Raw genomic sequence first — 18,733 nt, 5'->3', positions numbered from 1 at the left:
TACAGAGGAGAAATCTTCGGTTTTATGGGTTTTTCTCGTTTCATCTCCATAAAATTTTGCTATTAAACGGGTGTGGATGGACTTCAGATACAGATTGATACAATTGCTTATAAGGGTAATCCACCCTATATTAAGTAGAGAAAATGGAATACTGGAGATTAGGGAGAAGGAGTATTACTTTGCCGTATATTTAACGGATAATCCCAGGCAGTATCAGGAGCAAATGCAAAGGAAATTATACTGGATAAAAAACTATATTTATTAATTAATATCGTGACTGTATACTTGTATTTAGAAAAATATGAATATATAATGAAGGATAGCGAGTAACGAATCATCTTTCGTAAAAACGGGTGAAAGATTATTAAAATTGTACATAAAGTTCCGGGAAAGATGAAATAAGACTTTAATTAGATATTCTAAAGAAATTTCTACCTGTTTATAAATAAAATTAAAATACAAGGAGTAATGAATTATGCCATTGATTGACATGTCTTTAGAAGAGTTAAAGAAATATAACGGAAGCAGTCCCTGCCCTTCTGATATGGATGAATATTGGGAAAGAGCTCTAGCAGAAATGAAAGCAACTGATTCCAAAGTAGAATTGATACCGGCTGAATTTCAGGTCCCTTTTGCTGAATGTTTTGACCTGTTCTTTACAGGCGTAAAAGGAGCGAGAGTACATGCTAAATATCTGCGTCCCAAGAATATGGATGAAAAACATCCTGCCATCCTGCAGTTTCATGGCTATTCTGGGAATAGCGGTGATTGGAATGACAAACTGAATTATGTGGCTATGGGGTATTCTGTTGCTGCCTTGGATTGCAGAGGGCAAGGCGGGAAATCCGAGGATGTGGGAGGAGTAAAAGGTAATACTTTTAACGGACATATTATCAGAGGTTTGGACCAGTCGGCAGATGATCTGCTGTTTCGCCAAATCTTTTTGGATACAGCACAGCTGGCCCGTATTGTGATGGACATGCCGGAGGTTGACGAAACACGGGTAGGAGCAATGGGAGGTTCTCAAGGCGGAGCCCTGACGCTTGCCTGTGCAGCACTGGAACCGGGCATTAAAAAGCTTGCACCTGTCTATCCCTTTCTTTGTGATTACAAAAGAGTTTGGGATATGGATCTGGCAAAGGAGGCTTATGCAGAGCTTAAGAATTATTTCAGGCAATTTGATCCCAGGCACGAACGGGAAGAGGAGATCTTTAGGAAACTGGGATATATTGATCTGCAGAATCTCGTTAAAAGGATTCAGGGCGAAGTATTTATGAATGTCGGACTAATGGATTCTGTCTGCCCGCCTTCAACCCAGTTTGCGGCATATAATAAGATTAATGCCAGGAAGAAAATGGATATATATCCTGACTTCGGACATGAGAATATACCACAGATGATGGATAGAGTATATACATTTATGATGAGCTTGTAAGCTTTCCTCACGCACCGGCTGAAAGGCTTCTTACCTAGTTCGCAGGCTATAATCCAACAAAATTCTTCGGTTTTTAGCCAGAAACAGGTAACAGGTCTTTCAGGCAGTGCATAACAGGAAAGGAAGACTGCTTTTAACTATCTATTTACAAATCTTTAATTTTCATACGGTCAAGTTCGTCTTGCTGTTGACTCCTTTTCGTACGCTTTTGAGTATTTGAGTTAATTAAATACACAACGAAGAACACCACTCCAACAAATATTAAGAAAGTAAAAAACAGAAGCAGCATGAGTATGGTAATAGACATCAGGTTTCCTCCTTTTGGGTCTTTTTATATTCAGTAATCAAAAGCTTTGCAGTGTCGAAATCAATCTTTTCATTAAGAGCCAATCTCTTGATTAGTGAAATAAAGGGGTTATTTGCAGTATCCTCACTTATTGTTATTTTCTGAATAAGTCTGTCTAATCGCAGCCGAACAGTCGGATAAGTTACGCCATATAACTTTGCTACTTCTTTGAGAGAACCGGATGTCATAAGAAAATTTTTCATAAATGTAGCATCCTCATCATCCAGATTAGTCATCCATTCAGGGACAATTTCCATAATATTGAACCAAACCTTTCTATATAACTTTAACTATATTGAGTATAATGTTTAATAATATTAAAGTCAATAGAAAAGTGTAACTTTATTTTTAGTTTGTAAGCTGGCTCATCATGCCTGTATCGCCCTTATTAGATTTACCATCTCAATAGCGCCCGAGGCGCAGTCAAACCCTTTGTTACCCCCTTTGGTACCAGCCCTTTCGATAGCCTGTTCTATATTCTCTGTGGTCAGCACGCCAAACATTACCGGAATACCGCTAGTCAAGGATACATGGGCAATTCCTTTGGAAACTTCACTGCACACATAGTCATAGTGTGAAGTGCTTCCGCGAATAACTGCACCAAGGCATATCACTGTATCATATTTGCCTGAAGCAGCCATTTTAGCGGCAATTAGGGGAAGCTCAAAAGCGCCGGGAACCCAGGCTATTTCAATATCCGTTTCTTCAATTTCATGACGCTTTAAGCAGTCCAGAGCACCGCTTAACAGTTTGGAAGTAATAAATTCATTAAAACGTGCGGCTGCAATCCCCACTTTTATCTGTTTGGCAATAAGATTTCCTTCAAATACTTTCATGTTAACCTCTATTCTTGCGCACGCTCTTTTTGCATACCAAGTTTGTGGTGCACAAGCACAAACCTGCGGGTGAAAAACAATTTTTTCAACCTAGTCTCCTTGATTCTCATAATGTAATATGTGACCCATTTTTTCCTGTTTGGTTTTTAAGTAAAAAGAATCAAAAGGATTAGCAGACATTTGTATTGGAACTCTCTCGATAATATCCATACCAAAGCCGGAGAGTCCGTATACTTTATCCGGATTATTTGTCAACAGGCGAAGGGTCTTTACACCCAGATTTCGTAAAATCTGTGCACCAATATAGTATTCCCTCAAATCACCGTCAAAACCCAGAGCGAGGTTGGCTTCCAGAGTATCCAGCCCCTCATCTTGCAAGGCATATGCCCGCAGTTTGTTTACAAGACCGATACCTCTGCCCTCCTGGCGCATATAGAGCAGGATTCCTCTGCCTTCTTGTTCGATCTGTGAAAGGGCAGCAGCGAGCTGCTGACCGCAATCACATCGCATGGAACCAAAGGCATCCCCGGTAAGACACTCAGAATGAACACGGCAGAGGAGATTTTCTCCTGTACCAATATCTCCTTTTACAAGAGCAACATGGTGTTCACCGTTTAATTTATTCACATAGCAATATGCTTTAAAATTACCGTATTTGGTGGGCATTTCACTGACAGAGGTCTGTGCTACCAGTTCGTCATGCTTCTTTCGGTATTCCTGTAAGGCTTCTATGGTTATGAATTTCATATCCCATTTCTCTGCAAGGGTTATCAGGTCAGGGGTGCGCATCATAGTACCGTCCTCCTGCATGATCTCACAGCACAAACCGCATTCTTTTAATCCTGCCAAGCGCATCAGATCCACTGTTGCTTCTGTGTGACCGCCCCGCTCCAATACCCCGTTACCTTTAGCAAGTAAGGGAAACATATGTCCGGGTCTGCGGAAATCCTCTGGTTTTGCATTTTCCTCAATACACTTCATAGCGGTGAGGGAACGTTCTGCTGCGGAAATTCCCGTAAGGGTGTTAACATAATCCACTGATACGGTAAAGGCAGTATGATGGTTGTCGTTATTTGCTTCAACCATCTGCGGGAATTCTAATTTCTTGCATAGTGCTTCACTCATGGGCATGCAGATAAGCCCTTTTCCGTAGGTGGCCATGAAATTAATATTATCTGTAGTAGCAAATTCGGCGGAACAGATAAAGTCTCCTTCATTTTCCCGGTCTTCCTTGTCGGTAACAAGTATTATTTTACCTTTGCGAAGAGCTTCAAGAGCATCTTCAATCGTGTTATACTGAAACATATTTACCTCCATTTCACATTGCCTGTTCGCAATGAAAAGCCATAAAAAAAGCTGCCTTTAAAAGCCATATTTGTTTAAAAACTCTCCTGTGATACTCCTGTGGTTATACTGGAGAGGAGCATTTAACATTAGCTTTTCAAGGTATTTTCCTACAAGGTCGTTTTCCAGATTCACAGTATCTCCAACTTTTTTGCGAGAAAGAATTGTAGAACCTGCAGTGTGCGGTATGACAGACAATTGAAATTCCGCTGTGTTAACCGTCACTACCGTCAAACTGATGCCATCTACTGCGACAGAGCCCTTTTCAACGATGTACCGCAGAAGGTGATGTTGAGCAGATATAGTAAACAAAAGAGCATTTTTGTCTTTTCTTATTGCTTTAATGGTTCCCATACCATCAATATGCCCGGAGACCATATGTCCTCCGAAACGTCCCTTTGCTGGCATTGCCCGTTCCAGATTTACCATAGAGCCTGGCTTCAAACTTCCAAGATTAGAACAATGGAGGGTTTCAGGCATCACGTCCGCTTTAAAAGTATTTTTGCCAATGTTAGAAGCTGTAAGACATACACCATTTACAGAAATACTGTCTCCAATGTGAAGATCTTCAAAGATGATTTTACCCTCTATAATGAGGTTAAAAGACTCAGAACTTCGCCGCAGTTCCACTAGCATACCAATTTCTTCAATGATTCCGGTAAACATACTGAACCTCACTTTCAATGAGAATATCCTCCTCCAGGCAGGTAATAGAAGTATTCGCTAAAGAATAAGCCTGGGAAGGGCTGGCCATACCGATTCCTGAGACAGGTGATTTTCCATTTGTACCTCCTAAGAGTTTCGGAGCAATATAAGTCTGTACCTTATTGACGATGTTACTCTGTAAGGCTGACCAGTTAAGGAGGCCGCCGCCTTCTAGCAAAATACTGTCAATCTCTTTTGCACCTAGTAGCTCCATAAGTTCGTTTAGATCCAAATGACCCTGTTTTCTGGAAACGGTAAGAAGGGTGCAGCCAGCATCGATATAAGCTTTCTGCTTCTCCTTATCTGTACAGGCGGTAGCAAGGAGGGTAGGGACTTCTTTAGCGGTTTTTACAATTTGTGACTGAGTGGGTGTTCTTAAATTGGTATCGCAGATGATTCTTGTAGGATTTCTGCCTTGGGGTAAGCGGCAGGTAAGCAAAGGGTCATCTGCTATAACCGTACCCACACCTGCCATGACAGCCTGGTATCGGCGGCGGTCCTCGTGTACCCTAAGACGTGCAGCTTCCCCTGTAATCCACTTGGATTTACCTGTGTAGGCCGCGGTTTTACCATCCATGGTCATTGCATATTTCATTACCACATATGGTTTTTTTGTTCGTATGTAATGAAAGAAAACTTCATTAAGCCGGTCACACTCAGTTTGTAAAATACCCTCCAGACACTCGACACCCTGGCTGCGAAGCAGTTCAATTCCTTTCCCGGAAACCAAAGGATTAGGATCTCTGCTGCCAATCACCACTTTTTTAATGCCACTTTGTAAGATAGCATCCGTACAGGGAGGTGTCTTACCATAATGGCAGCAAGGTTCCAGAGTTACATACAGCGTGGAGCCAACTGGTGACTGGGTACAGCTAGCCAGTGCATTTCGTTCTCCATGGAGACCACCGTATGTTTCGTGATAGCCTTGACCAATAATCTGTCCCTCCTTAACGATAACAGCACCGACCATAGGGTTTGGATTTACGAAACCTTTGCCTTTTTCTGCAAGCTGTAATGCACAAAGCATATATTCTTTGTCATCCATAGAATACCTCCAAATAAGAAAAATGCCTTGAACACAAAATTCAAGGCATTTTCCAGCAAACTTCTATCTGACCTTGCAATTATTACAATAAAAAAGCTCTGAAATGAGAAAATTCATTTCAGAGCTGCAATGTCAATTTAGCACAATATAATGTGCAGATACTGCTGCATCTTCTTTCATCCAGACTTTACTGTCGGCTTCGGAATTACACCGAATCATGCCTTACGGCTCGTGGGCTTTACCACCGGTAGGGAATTACACCCTGCCCTGAAGATTGTATTCAATTGCACTTATAGTAATACGAAATTAAATAATTGTCAATAGTCAGATTTGAGGGTCTGCTATTTCACAGTAAATAAATTGGAATTTTTTGTTACATAATTACCCTTCTTATCTGTGAATCTTACATAGACTCTGCCATTAAAACCTTTTTTTATTGTAACCGAATTTCCATTAATCCATTTTCCTTTTTGTCCGTTATCCTCTAGCATGTACTGAATGGATTCTATACCGCTGGCTCCAAAATCAGCACTAAAATTCAAGAGCACAGGAGCCTTTACCGTAGTATATCCACTCTTTGAACCCCAATTTACAAATTGGATGTCTTTTGCCTTGGAGGTAATCATTGTATTAATGGGTTGCTTTGAAACATAACTGAATCCGGTGGTTTTCTTGGTTGTTACATTACCGGCGCCATCAGTAAATCTTACATATACAGTTCCTATGTAATCTTTCTTGATGGTTAAAGTATTTCCATTTGTCCAGGATTGTTCCGGGTTAAATTCCGTTCCTCTTGGGACCAGCATATATTCTGTCTTGCCATAGTCACTGATACCGAAATCTGCGTTAAATTGCAGTGTTACTGGACCGGAAGCTTTCTTAGAATAAGAATCCGTCGCAGATATATCCAAAAGATTGATTCCTGAAACATTAGATACTACGTTGCAGTTTTCAGGAGGTGTTGCGTCCAGAGTAAATCCCTGTGTTTTACGAATTATTGTATTACCAAGCTTGTTTACAAATTTTACATAGATGCAACCCATAAAATCTTCATTTAGAATCAGCTCATTTTTACTTAATTGAGCCCATTCTACATTGTCCACATCATTAAAAAGCTCTGCTGGTGCTAAAGCATACTCAATCTTTTCCAAGGAACTTACTCCATAATCTGCATTGAATACGATTGGTAAGGTTCCGCCTAATAGTAATTCATAATCTTCATCATCATATTCATTTTGCATTGTAAGGCTGTTCCCTGGGATTGAAGCACTTGGATTGGATAAGTTCTTTGTCTCTGCGGTGTTACTTTTGATGCTTTTTCCGGTTAAAATATCAATGGTATCACCTGCATAAGAATAGGGTATTTTATCTGCTACTATTTCTTTTCCGTCACTTACCATAGTGATGGTGCCTGAGATATCTGTGCGATAGATATCTGTATTCTCTAATTTCTTTAAAGTGGTGATCCTTGGAAATCTTGCCGGTGCATTTTCATCACAGGATATCACAGAAATAGAAGGATCTACTGCATTTAAAAATTCCTGAGTGGTCGATGTCAACGCACTATGATGTGCCACCTTTAATACATCTGATTTTAGATCATATCCTTTATCAAGCATTTCTTTCTCGGATATACTTTCTGCATCACCGGTAAACAGAAAGGAGTTCTCACCATTCACCACCTTAACGACAATGGAATTGTCATTGTAGCTTTCATAACCACTTCCATTAGGAGCCATAAAGGTTACAGTAGCTGACCCAAGATGAAAAGAGGCTCCCATAACAGGTGTAATCGTCTTAATTTTCTTGTTCTTGACAGCATCAATAAAATTATTGTAAGAAGTGTCTGGAAAAGAGGTATTGGTCATAATTAAATTACCTACCTCGAAATTCTTAATTACATCAATCAGACCGCCGATATGGTCTTCATGTTGATGAGTAGCTAATATGTAGTCAATCTTTTTGATTTTCTTGGATTTTAGAAAATTAGTTACGGTAGGTCCCGCTGCTGTAGGCCCTCCGTCAATTAACATGTACATTCCGTTGCTTTCAAGTAATGCTCCGTCACCTTGTCCTACATTAATAAAGGATACTGTTAAATTATCTATATCCATTGCACTTACGGTTATGTTTCTCAGCATCGAAAAAATAAGTGTAAGGCATAGGAAAAGGCAACCGAATAACTTAAAAGAGTCAATTTTTTGCTTGTTCTTCTGTCTTTTTTGTATCATACTTCTACCTTTCTCTGACTGCGTTAACCTTTATCCTTTTAAAGCACAAAAATAAGCATACCCTTATTTAAGCTTTAAAATATAATAATAATAGATATATTATGGAATGTAAAGTGCAGAAAGGTAAATTGTCGAAATAGAGTCTATCCAAAAAATAAAGAAAGTATGGATTTCATTGTATTTCGCCAAATCCAGAAATACGCATTTTAATGAAAGCAGTATCATATAAATAGTCTTACATATTACCTTTTCTACATCGGATAGATAAATTATTGATATTTTTCTATAAATCAGTCATAAAAAGGTAAGCTGCCGAATAAATATAAAGTTAAATAATACCAAAGCTTGTCTTACAAATTACTACAGAGATTTTTTGTAATATTTAAGGGGGTCTTAAAGACAGCTGCCAGGTAGTAGAAAGGGGGGGCACATGATTAGCAGCAGCTATTTTTAATGATAAAGATGAGTAAAAGGAGGTAGTAAAAATGATTAAGGGAAAAGCAAGAAAAATCGTTACCATGTTATTATTTTTTATCATGACCTTTAATTCGGTAACAGCTCTTGCAGAAAGCAAATATTCTCTTCCGGCAGCTTCCTTAAAAAAGGAACTGCATACCCAGTCCATGGATAAAATAGAGTCTGGGTTCATAGATTCTGCATCGGATGAGGATCTTGTAGAAGCAATCATATACCTGAGCAGTCAGGTAGACAGTATGGGGGTAGCAAAGGGAGCTGGGGAAAAACTGTCATCAGCCTTAACACCGTATAATACGAAGCTTGAAGTAAGAAAAGAAGTAATCGGTGCTTTAAAGGATAATGCAGAAGATACCCAGCAGAAATTGTTAAAATACATAACCCAGGAAGAAAAGAAGAAAACTGTCACAGAGTATAAGCCTTATTACATTGTTAACGCAGTGTATGTAAAGGCCACCAAAAAGGTGATTGAAAACATTTCGTATATGAATGAAGTTGAAAAAATATACGAAAATAAGATTGTTAAATTAGATGAACCGCAGGTAACCGCTGGTGAAATTCAGGCCAATGCTGACGGGGTAGAATGGAATATCGAGCGAATCAGGGCAGATGAAGTTTGGGGTCTTGGAGTAGATGGAACCGGCGTTGTTGTTGGAACCATTGACACAGGAGCTACCTGGACTCATCCTGCCCTGAAATTAAAATGGAGAGGATACAATCCCAGTGATCCTGCAAACCCCACCTCAGCCGGAAACTGGTATGACCCGGTTAACGGAAGTACTTTACCCGTAGATGAAGCCAGTATACCCCATGGTACCCATGTACTTGGTACAATCCTTGGACAGGAACCCGATGGAAGCAATAAGATTGGTGCGGCACCCGGTGCCACCTGGATTACTGCCAAAGCCTTTACCGCGGATGGAGGATATGATGATGATATCCTCTCAGCAGCAGAGTGGATGCTTGCTCCCGGAGGAGATCCGGCAGCAGCACCTGATATCATCAATAATTCCTGGGGTGGTGCTTCCGGTTTGGATGAGTGGTTCAGACCTATGGTAACTGCCTGGAGGGCAGCTGGAATCCTTCCAATATTCTCTTCGGGTAATGAGAGAAATGCAGCAGCACCACCGGCTTCTGTCAGTGCGCCTGCCAATTATCCCGAGAGCTTTGCTGTCGGAGCTTTGGATATTAATAATGTAAGAGGAGATTTTTCTAGAAGAGGCCCTGGCCCATATAACAATGTAAAACCAGATGTAATCGCTCCCGGTGTAAATATACGGTCCTCTGTACCAGGCGGTTATGAAGGCGGCTGGGACGGAACCAGTATGTCTGCTCCGGCAGTGTCCGGAACGGCAGCTTTAATCCTGTCTGCAAATAATTCCCTTTCCATTGAAGACGTGGAAGAGTTGTTAAGGGATACGGCAATTCCTTTAGAAGATGCCGATGACGCCGGAGATCCCAACTATGGCTACGGTTATGGATTAATTGATGCCTTTGAAGCTGTATCAAGAATTGCAGGCGGAACGGGTACCATTGAAGGGAAAGTAACAAGGGAAGGAGAAGACCTTGAAAATCCTGTAATCCTTCACAACCAGGTTATCACAGAGACCTATTCCGGTGCCGGTATCCAGATACAGGCCGATATCTCGGATGATGTATCTGTTATTGATACAGAACTTCTGGTAAAACAAAGCGGAAAATCCTATTGGATTACACTTCCCTTAACCAGGACCTCTGGAAATTATAAAGCAGGAGTATATACCGGTACTATTCCAGATGATCTGGTAGTACAGCCGGGTTTTTCCTATAAGCTAAAGGCCAGGGATTATGACGGAAATACAGTGGCGACAGGTGAGTATACAGTCGAAGTCAAATTCGGTGCAGTTCCTGACAGCTACAGTACGGATTTTGAGAGCTATCCCTCTGGCTGGCTCTTCCAAGGTGACTGGCAATGGGGTGAACCGGCAGCGGGAGTTGGACCGTCGGCCTTAAGCGGTACGAAACTCATAGGAACAAATCTAAAAGGCAATTATTCCAACAGCGGAGACAGTATATTGGTGTCCGTACCCTTGGATCTAAGGGATACTACCCTTAAATTTGCTCAGTTTGAAGTGAATCAGTGGTATGATATCGAAAATAATTTTGATAAGGGTTTTGTATATGTAACCGCTGACCTCGGGGAGACCTGGAATCAGGTAGGACCTGTTATAACAGGCACAAAGACCAGTTGGAGCAAGCTGACCATAAACTTAAGCGAATATATAGGCTCTTCTCTTCCCGTATACATTGCCTTCCGTCTGGTTTCAGATACAAGTGTTTCTAAGGTCGGCTGGTATCTGGAGGATGCGAAATTTATCGCTACGGACAGAATCGCTCCTTCTGTACCAGTTAATTTAACCGGCAGTGTTATTTTAAATACCGCCGCAATAAACTGGTCTGCCGTATCAGACACTGATATAGCAGGTTACCGTGTCTACCGCTCGGATTCCATTGACGGAGCATATGCATTTTTGGCAGAAACTGCTGCAAATTCCTATGGGGATAACAGTATTGAAGCACAAAGAACTTATTATTACAAAGTTTCTGCTTTTGACTTTGCCGGGAATGAAAGCGGGCTATCACTGCCTTTGACCCTTGAGGTTCAATCACTGGGTGACTATGTTTATTACGAGGATTTTGAAAACAGTAATGGTGCTTTCTTAACCGGCGGTACTAATAATTCCTGGCAGTGGGGAGTTCCGGCTTCCGGTCCGGGAACCGGTTTTTATGGTGCTAAGGTTTGGGCTACCGGACTTGCTGCCAATTATTTAAACAGCAGTAATTCCTGGTTAGAAACGCCTGAAATCCAGCTGCCAGAGGATAAGATCAGCACTTTAAAGATTGGACAGTGGTATGAATTTGAGAGCAAATACGATAAGGGATATATCCAGATTTCTATAAAAGATGGTGATAATTGGTCGGCTTGGACGGACCTGGCTCCCGGAGGCTATTATACCGGTGATGGAAAAGCCTGGACGAATACGGAGCTTCTGCTGGGTTCCTCCTATACAGGAAAAACCGTAAAGATAAGATTTCTTCTGACCTCTGATTCCTCTCTTAATAAAGCAGGCTGGTATATTGATTACTTATTGGTAAATGCAGCAAATGCAGCCGCCTCCAGTATACAATTACCAGCTTACAAGGCATCAGACAACAGCTTAAGCCTTCAGAAGAAAGAAATGGAAGTAAAACCCATCAAACTGAATCTGAAGGAGAAGAACACAACGGTAACTCAGAAATACGAAACGGTCAGTGATGCTTTCGTTCAGGCCATTTCCTCTGTGACAGCAGGCTTGCCTGCCGATGCGGTAGTAACCGTGCTGGAAACAGGAAGAAGTGCTAAAACCAACCCCGCTGACGGCAGATATACCCTAAAGCATGCGATAAATGAAGGAGAAGATACCTGGACTTTACGAGCAGAAGCCTATGGTTATTATCCGGCGGAAGCACAGGTACATTTAACAGAGAACCAAACCGTTAAGAAGAATTTTGTGCTTACTGAAAAGCCGAAAGGAATCATACAGGGTAAGGTTACTGACAGATATTCAGGAGAACCGGCAGCAAATGCAGTTATCAGGGTAAAAGAGGATTCAAAGCTACCTGTTGTAACGACAGATGCAAACGGTGAATTTAGGATTCCCGATATTTACGAAGGCACTTATACCTTAAAGGTAATCGCTGATGGGTTTGAACCCGGCGAGGTCAGCGCTGTGGTAACTGGCAATGAGACCACGGAAGTGACAATACCTCTTAAACGTTTTGTAGGTTATGAGGAAGAAATCGTATACGACGACGGAACAGGAGAAAATGCACTGGTGCTGAATGCAACCGGTAATGGATTGGCAATCAGAGTAACACCAGCACAGTATGGTAAAGTAAAAGGTGCAAATATTTTCTTCTGGGGAACTGATTGGCCGTCACCAGGAGGGGATCAGATCGGAGTTACCATCTATGATACAGATGCCAATGGTAACCCGGTGAAATTAAATACTTCACCCAAGGTAGTAAATGTTGTTAGAGGAGAGTGGAATTACATTGATTTATCAGAATTTGGTTTCTCCACCAGCAGAGATTTCTTTATAGCAACCTCTCAGACTGCTGTGGGTACTGCCTCACCTGGTACCGGTATTGACGAAGACAGTCCTTATGCTGACCGTTCTTATCTGTATTCCGGTGATACCTTTACACCTATTGCAGAGGAGGAGGTAGCCGGTGGCTTAATGATTCGTGCAAGAATGGAATACTCTGTGGATACACCGGTTATCACCAACTTAGAGGCTGTCAGCTATACCAACCAGGATTCCATTTTGGTAGAAGGGACAGTGACAGCGGATGGTAAAGTCAATCTTTATGTGAATGGCAGTAAAACAGAGCAGGTAACTTCCGTCAACAAATCCTTCCGTAAGGTAATTCCACTGACCGAAGAAGAAAGTATCATCACAGCAACTTCTGAGTTAAACGGAAAAGAAACGGAACCCTCAGCAGCCAAAAAGGTAATAAAGGATAAGCTGGCACCGGAACTCCTTGTTACCGCACCGGCAGATGGATTGATAACGAATGAAAGAGTGGTAGACATTACCGGAACGGTGTTTGACCAGCATTTTAATAAACTTGAGATAAACAATGAGAATGTTGTGGTCCAGGATGGAGCTTTCCACGTTGAGAAGATTGTCTATACAGGAGAGAATCTATTTACCTTAAAGGCATATGATCAGGTAGGAAATGTCACCGAGAAACTGATTAAGGTTATTGTGAAGAAAGAGGTACCGGTTATATCCGCATTGGAACCTGCAAGTGATGTGAACCTAACACCCGGGCAGACACTGACCGTTAGCTTTCACAGCGAGCCAGGGGGCAGCGGGACTTTCAGGGTAGTGCTTCCTGCCAGTCCTGCAACACAGTCTGGCGGCGGAATCAGTATGCAGGAAGTCAGCGAAGGTTTTTATGTAGGAACCTGGACTGCTCCTCAGGCAAACATAAGCGGACTCGTAATTGAAGCTGAATTTGCAGATGGCGCAGGAAATAAAGTGACAGCTATAGCTGCTGGTAAAATTAACGTTGTAAAAGAACAGGGTATAATCGACCTTACACCTTCTTCCGAGGTAACCCTAAAAAGCGGTGAAGTATTGACGGTAAGCTTTAAGAGTCTGGCAGGAGGAACCGCTTCCTTCAGAATAATTGCCCAGGATCAGAATACCATCAAACCTAAGTCCTTTACCATGCGAGAGGTATCTTCGGGATACTATACAGGAACCTGGATAGCACCTAATTATACGAAAGCAACAGGCTTACTGGTAGAGGTTACCTATACGGATATCTATGGGAAAACCTTAACTGCAATTGCTTCAGGTACCATCAATCTGGTACTGCCAAACAGCGGAGGTTTGTTAATGCCGGAAGTACCGGTTGTATCTGAGTCTCCTGAGAATCCCATCTACCCGGTTCCTGTTGGACCAGGGGAAGAATATTAGAAATAAGAAGATAGATAAAGGTAAGAAATAATTAATTTACCAGGGGGTATTGGGCAATAGTGAATCAATTGGGCCAATACCCCCTGGAACTGCTTTATAGCCGTTAAACCTTGATTTAAAGGAACTGCTAAGCTAATAGAGGAACTTTAGTTAGTAGCTGATTTCTGACGTTCAGAGCGATAGCCTTCTGCCTTAAGCAGTAAGCTTTAATCATATTATTAACCCCACTCAATACTTGTATTCAGCTCATTATAGCGGTCAACAAGAAAAGATAATCGAAGAAGGAACAAAGTATTAATATCTGAAAGGTCAATTCCGCAGATTTCAGTGATACGGTCTAAGCGGTACACCAGGGAGTTCCGATGGATAAACAGGCTTTCAGAAGTCAGCTTGATATTGCAGCCTTTCTCAATGTAGACACACAAGGTTTTATAAAGCTGGGAATTATTTGCATGGTCATATTGCCGCAGCGCTGCCAGTGCTGGATGACAGAAGCTCCCCAGTTTATCAGGAGATTTTGCCTCTGTCAGTAAATGAAAAAACTGATAATCCTGATAAAAACAGATCGGTTCCTCGCTTTTTAGCTTCTGTCCAAGCTCAAGAGCAGCGAAAGCCTGATCAAAGTGGTTTACAAAATTCTCAATTTTTGTAAAGGGATAGCTTATTCCAATACGTACATATTCTTTCTTTGCAAGATCTCTTAATAATTCCGGCAGTTTATTGAACAGGTCAGGCTCCTCTGGTAATGGGATAACAGCAGCTATACCGTTTTTGTGATAGGTTACATGGGTCTCAGCAATTCTATGCTTTAGTGCCTTGGAGGTATAATTCTTAAGATACTGCTGTCCTAAGTATCGGGCAGGCCGAAGATACAGCGCCAGCATTCTGCCGGGAAACGTAAGACTTGAAAGACGGTTGGCAATGTCCTTGGCAGGAGCACCTATCAGCATGCTGTATAGCAATTCATGATAACGGCTGTTTTCTTCAAACAAATCTGGTGTATAGTAAGCTATGGTATAGCTGACAGCGTGACTTATGGTACGAAGCATTTCAAAATGAGAGGGAAGAAAGGGAGTGTCTCCTTCTATCATTAACAGAAATCCAATCTGGGTCTTGTTGTGAAAGACCTTGCAGCTGATTTTACGGTTGGAGGATTGGCTGCATACGACTTCAAAAGCTGAAGTTGTCATTGAGGCATTTTTAATTGCTGTTAAATCCTTAACAGCATGAATGAATTCGTAACTGCAATAACCCTTGACGGTATTTTCTATCCAAAGGGGGTCATGGACCGGTATGGAGTTGGATTTGGCAATGATTTTAAAGTTCATATCACAGAATACCAGAAAGCTGCCAAGCCTAACAGAGGCTGCGTCAATTACCGCTTCTATACTGCGGGAGCTGTCTGCTAAGGCAGTGAGTTCCTCGTAAATCCCCTTGCTGCGGGTAGTTTCTATCAGATTTTTGACCATATTGAACAGGGAGAAAAGCTCCTCTTCCGCGACCCTGGCAGCATTACAGCCAGTGGTAAGGGGAAGCGGACCAGAGCCTGTACAAGCTAAAATACAATTGTGGAGAAAGACAGTCTTGTTCATTTGTTTATCGTAACCAAAATATAAGGTATTCTTCCGGATATTGGTATCTTTGCCGTCAATCAAGGCAATATCCTGTAACTCCGTATCTTCTCCTTCACTTAATATATCTATGCGGTATTCCTTGGATATTCTTTCAATCAGCTTTTTAAAAGTCATAAAAATCCCCAACTCTTTCTATCAATAATATCTCTTGTTTTATTTTAGTGCATGGTAACCAAATTGTCAAAGTTTTATCATTCATCATACACGTTGTGAATTTACCCGTAATCCTGTATCCTTATGTTATCAACAGTGTTATAAATTTAACAAAATCCATTGGAGGTACAGAATGTATAACAGATTATTTGAAACGGGAAGCATTGGCAAGGTACAACTTAAAAACCGCTTAGTCATGTCACCCATGGGCTGCGGCCTGGCTAACCTGGATGGAACACCCTCAGAGGATATGATAGCATTTTATGAGGCAAGGGCAATTGGCGGAGCGGGACTAATTATCCCTGAGATTACGCGTATAAATGATATAAACGGTGCCGGTCTTATGAGACAGTTATCCGTTACCAAGGACAGACATATCGAACCGTTGTCAAGGCTGGCAGAAGCAGTACATAAGCATGGCAGCAAGATATTTATCCAGCTTCATCATCCGGGACGTGAAACCGTGACCGCCCTTCTTGGGGGACAGCCGGTAGTGGCACCTTCAGCCATTCCCTGTAAACTTCTGAAGCAGGAAACCCGTGCATTGACCACGGAAGAGGTGAAGCAGATAGTGAAGGAGTTTGTAGCTGGTGCCCTAAGAGTGCAAAAGTCCGGCTGTGACGGTGTGGAATTACATGCTGCCCATGGATACCTGCTGCATCAGTTCCTCTCACCCTATACGAATAAAAGGGAGGATGAATACGGCGGAAGCTTCGAGAACCGTTTGAGGGTTATTATTGAAATCATTGAAGGAATCCGGAAAGAGTGCGGCCCTGATTTCCCAGTTGGTGTACGTCTAAGTATTGAAGAGTTCCTTGATAAGACTGGAGTAACCGAAGAGTATATCCATGTGCAGGACGGTGTTAAGATTGCCATGGCACTGGAACAGGCAGGAATAGATTTCATTGATCCAAGCTGTGGACTCTATGAAACCGGAATGACCTGTATTGAACCAATTTCCTTCCCTCAGGGCTGGAGACGTGATTTTCTTAAGGCTGTAAAAAGTCATGTAAAGATTCCGGTAATCGGTGTTTCTGTTATCAGGGAACCTGCTGCAGCTGAAAAGTTCTTGGAAGACGGTGTAGTTGATTTTGTCTCCATGGGCCGTTCCTGGAATGCAGATGAAGAATGGGGTAAAAAGGTCCAGGAGGGAAGGGAAAAGGAGCTGCGTAAATGTATTTCCTGCCTCCGCTGTTTCGAAAGCTTAAACGAATACAATGCTGCAGGCTTACCGCCGGAATGTGCCTTAAATCCCAGATATGCAAGAGAGAGAAAGTATGGAAATCTGGTTCGTGATACCAAAGGACATCGGGTGGTTGTAGTTGGTGCAGGTCCTGCGGGTATGACAGCGGCACAGACACTCGCACTAAGGGGAATGAAAGTAACCTTAATGGATCGTCAGGCTGAGCTTGGCGGAACGGTTAATCTTGCGAAAAAACCTCCTCTAAAGGAGCGTATGCAGTGGATTGCAGACTACTACGGCAATGAGTTTGAGAAACTTTCAGTGGAAGTCTTACTCAATACGGAAGCAGATACTGAAAGCATTATGGCCTGTAAACCAGATGCGGTTTTGCTGGCCTCCGGTTCCACTTCCATTATACCAGGCAAAATACCAGGTATTAACGGCAAGAACGTGTATACCGTAGAAGACATATTATCCGGTAAGGAAGTCCTTAAGGGCAAAAAGGTTGTAGTAATTGGAGCAGGACTCACCGGTCTTGAAACTGCAGAATACTTATGTGAAACAGAAAATCAGGTGACAATAATTGATATGCTTGATAAGCCTGCACCAAATGCAAACCATACCAATGTTGCCGATGTATGCGGACGTCTTGCAAAAGCTGGTGCACAATACCTGTTAGGACATTCCCTGAAAGAGATTACAAAAGACAGCGTTATACTGGAAAAGATAGAGAACAAAGAAGAAGTAAAAGCGGATGCAGAAGCAGTTGTACTATCTCTTGGCTTCCGTCCCGACAGAACACTGGTATCTGAACTGGAAGCCAGGGGAACGATTGTGAAGCTTATAGGTAGTGCGATAAAAGACGGCAGTATTGCTCCTGCAACCCGTACCGCATATGATACAGCCTCCAGTCTGTTTACAACAGCCGAGAAGGTACCCAGTTTTAAGGTAGCAAAGGAAGAACTTCCAAACTTCGGTAAGGTTTCTCTGATGGACGATCAGGAGGGAATCTATATCAGTTATCTGACCGATCCCGCAGCCATAGAGAGAATTCTTCCTCCGCCGTTAAAACCTTTCTCTATGCCGGTGGTTACCTTATCCGTCTGCCATGTTAATAATCCGACCTTTGCAGATGATTACTATGAAGCAATACTGGGTGTTTATGCAACTTATGGAAAAACCTTGGGACTGTATACCATGGGTCTTGTACTGGGAGGACCCGGAGCAGAAATGGCGGTACAATGCGGCAGGGATAACGGAAGTATACCAAAGAAGCTGGGTGGAGAATTTGTAATCAGACGAAATGGTGATACCGTAACAGCAGGTGTTACCAGAAGAGGAACACAACTGGTGGATATAAAGATGCATTTAGGCGAATATAACAGTCCTATGACCGCAGCTTTATACCAATTCCCGGCAGCAGGCAAGCAGACCTTTGGCGGCGGCTTCTATTTCCACTTTGACAGACAGCCCGATGAAAATGGTGCAGCTCACTTTATGAACGGTGCTCTGCTCATGAATCAATGTGAATACAATTATAAATCCTGGGAGCCAGGTATCGTATCAATGAATTTAAAATCCAGTATCGACGACCCTTGGGCAGAGCTTCCTGTCAATACCATAATTGGAGGAGCTTATTCCAAGAACAGCCTGCTGGTACATAAGCTGAATCTGGTAGAGAAATTAGAGGCAGAGGAAGTTATTCCCTATCTCCTTACCGGACGTTATGACCGTACAGCTTTTATGGAAACCGGACGTATTTAATAACGGGTGAAGGGATAGCTGAAATGATAGAAGCAATAAGCTATAACAGAAAAAGTTGATAGCTTTAAATAAA

At 42.1% G+C, this 18,733-nt stretch carries 10 protein-coding genes and 1 riboswitch; of the genes, 3 read left to right on the top strand and 7 right to left on the bottom strand.

Going from position 1 to position 18,733, the window contains the following annotated elements; genetic code table 11:
* The first annotated feature begins 475 nt into the window (after window positions 1-475).
* Window positions 476-1,435, top strand: coding sequence for an acetylxylan esterase (locus R2R35_RS04255; protein WP_317733252.1), 960 nt, complete (start codon window positions 476-478; stop codon window positions 1,433-1,435).
* 306 nt (window positions 1,436-1,741) lie between these two features.
* Here R2R35_RS04255 and R2R35_RS04250 read toward each other — a convergent pair whose 3' ends face one another.
* The 6 genes from R2R35_RS04250 to R2R35_RS04225 all read right to left on the bottom strand — a co-directional run bounded on the left by R2R35_RS04250 (window position 1,742) and on the right by R2R35_RS04225 (window position 7,942).
* Window positions 1,742-1,984: a DUF2089 family protein gene (locus tag R2R35_RS04250; protein WP_442872267.1), complete on the bottom strand. Its 243-nt coding sequence runs from the start codon at window positions 1,982-1,984 to the stop codon at window positions 1,742-1,744.
* Between the two features lie 165 nt (window positions 1,985-2,149).
* Window positions 2,150-2,617: a 6,7-dimethyl-8-ribityllumazine synthase gene (gene ribH, locus R2R35_RS04245; protein ID WP_317733250.1), complete on the bottom strand. Its 468-nt coding sequence runs from the start codon at window positions 2,615-2,617 to the stop codon at window positions 2,150-2,152.
* Window positions 2,618-2,707: 90 nt separating this feature from the next.
* Complete coding sequence (locus R2R35_RS04240) at window positions 2,708-3,922, bottom strand: bifunctional 3,4-dihydroxy-2-butanone-4-phosphate synthase/GTP cyclohydrolase II (RefSeq protein WP_317733249.1); 1,215 nt, start codon at window positions 3,920-3,922, stop codon at window positions 2,708-2,710.
* 57 nt (window positions 3,923-3,979) lie between these two features.
* Window positions 3,980-4,639 (bottom strand): riboflavin synthase, encoded by a 660-nt coding sequence (gene ribE, locus R2R35_RS04235; protein ID WP_317734744.1) that lies wholly within the window; start codon window positions 4,637-4,639, stop codon window positions 3,980-3,982.
* Window positions 4,608-5,711, bottom strand: a complete 1,104-nt coding sequence (ribD, locus tag R2R35_RS04230) for a bifunctional diaminohydroxyphosphoribosylaminopyrimidine deaminase/5-amino-6-(5-phosphoribosylamino)uracil reductase RibD (protein WP_317733248.1) — start codon at window positions 5,709-5,711, stop codon at window positions 4,608-4,610. The genes ribE and ribD overlap by 32 nt, the downstream gene beginning before the upstream one ends.
* Before the next feature lie 164 nt (window positions 5,712-5,875).
* Window positions 5,876-5,990, bottom strand: a riboswitch (FMN riboswitch).
* Window positions 5,991-6,052: 62 nt separating this feature from the next.
* The gene (locus R2R35_RS04225) at window positions 6,053-7,942 is read right to left on the bottom strand and encodes a ComEC/Rec2 family competence protein (RefSeq protein WP_317733247.1); all 1,890 of its coding nucleotides are present in this window, start codon (window positions 7,940-7,942) and stop codon (window positions 6,053-6,055) included.
* 485 nt (window positions 7,943-8,427) lie between these two features.
* Here R2R35_RS04225 and R2R35_RS04220 point away from each other — a divergent pair, with 485 nt between their 5' ends.
* Window positions 8,428-13,926 carry a S8 family serine peptidase gene (locus R2R35_RS04220; protein WP_317733246.1) on the top strand — a complete coding sequence of 1,833 codons (5,499 nt, stop codon included), beginning with the start codon at window positions 8,428-8,430 and terminating at the stop codon, window positions 13,924-13,926.
* A gap of 218 nt (window positions 13,927-14,144) precedes the next feature.
* Here R2R35_RS04220 and R2R35_RS04215 read toward each other — a convergent pair whose 3' ends face one another.
* The gene (locus R2R35_RS04215; protein WP_317733245.1) at window positions 14,145-15,674 is read right to left on the bottom strand and encodes a PucR family transcriptional regulator; all 1,530 of its coding nucleotides are present in this window, start codon (window positions 15,672-15,674) and stop codon (window positions 14,145-14,147) included.
* A gap of 172 nt (window positions 15,675-15,846) precedes the next feature.
* Between R2R35_RS04215 and R2R35_RS04210 the strand changes: the two genes are divergently transcribed.
* Window positions 15,847-18,660, top strand: coding sequence for an oxidoreductase (locus R2R35_RS04210; protein ID WP_317733244.1), 2,814 nt, complete (start codon window positions 15,847-15,849; stop codon window positions 18,658-18,660).
* The last annotated feature ends 73 nt before the right edge of the window (window positions 18,661-18,733 follow it).

Origin of the sequence: Anaerocolumna sp. AGMB13020 (assembly GCF_033100115.1) — a bacterium.
Lineage (GTDB): Bacteria > Bacillota > Clostridia > Lachnospirales > Lachnospiraceae > Anaerocolumna.
Note: the sequence above shows the minus strand (reverse complement) of the source record. Positions and strands in the feature narration are given on the sequence as shown.

Bases quoted from the DNA above. Each gene is read 5' to 3' on its own strand.
- R2R35_RS04255 (WP_317733252.1), top strand. From the start codon at position 476: ATGCCATTGATTGACATGTCTTTAGAAGAGTTAAAGAAATATAACGGA.
- R2R35_RS04250 (WP_442872267.1), bottom strand. From the start codon at position 1,984: ATGAAAAATTTTCTTATGACATCCGGTTCTCTCAAAGAAGTAGCAAAG.
- ribH (WP_317733250.1), bottom strand. From the start codon at position 2,617: ATGAAAGTATTTGAAGGAAATCTTATTGCCAAACAGATAAAAGTGGGG.
- R2R35_RS04240 (WP_317733249.1), bottom strand. From the start codon at position 3,922: ATGTTTCAGTATAACACGATTGAAGATGCTCTTGAAGCTCTTCGCAAA.
- ribD (WP_317733248.1), bottom strand. From the start codon at position 5,711: ATGGATGACAAAGAATATATGCTTTGTGCATTACAGCTTGCAGAAAAA.
- R2R35_RS04225 (WP_317733247.1), bottom strand. From the start codon at position 7,942: ATGATACAAAAAAGACAGAAGAACAAGCAAAAAATTGACTCTTTTAAG.
- R2R35_RS04220 (WP_317733246.1), top strand. From the start codon at position 8,428: ATGATTAAGGGAAAAGCAAGAAAAATCGTTACCATGTTATTATTTTTT.
- R2R35_RS04215 (WP_317733245.1), bottom strand. From the start codon at position 15,674: ATGACTTTTAAAAAGCTGATTGAAAGAATATCCAAGGAATACCGCATA.
- R2R35_RS04210 (WP_317733244.1), top strand. From the start codon at position 15,847: ATGTATAACAGATTATTTGAAACGGGAAGCATTGGCAAGGTACAACTT.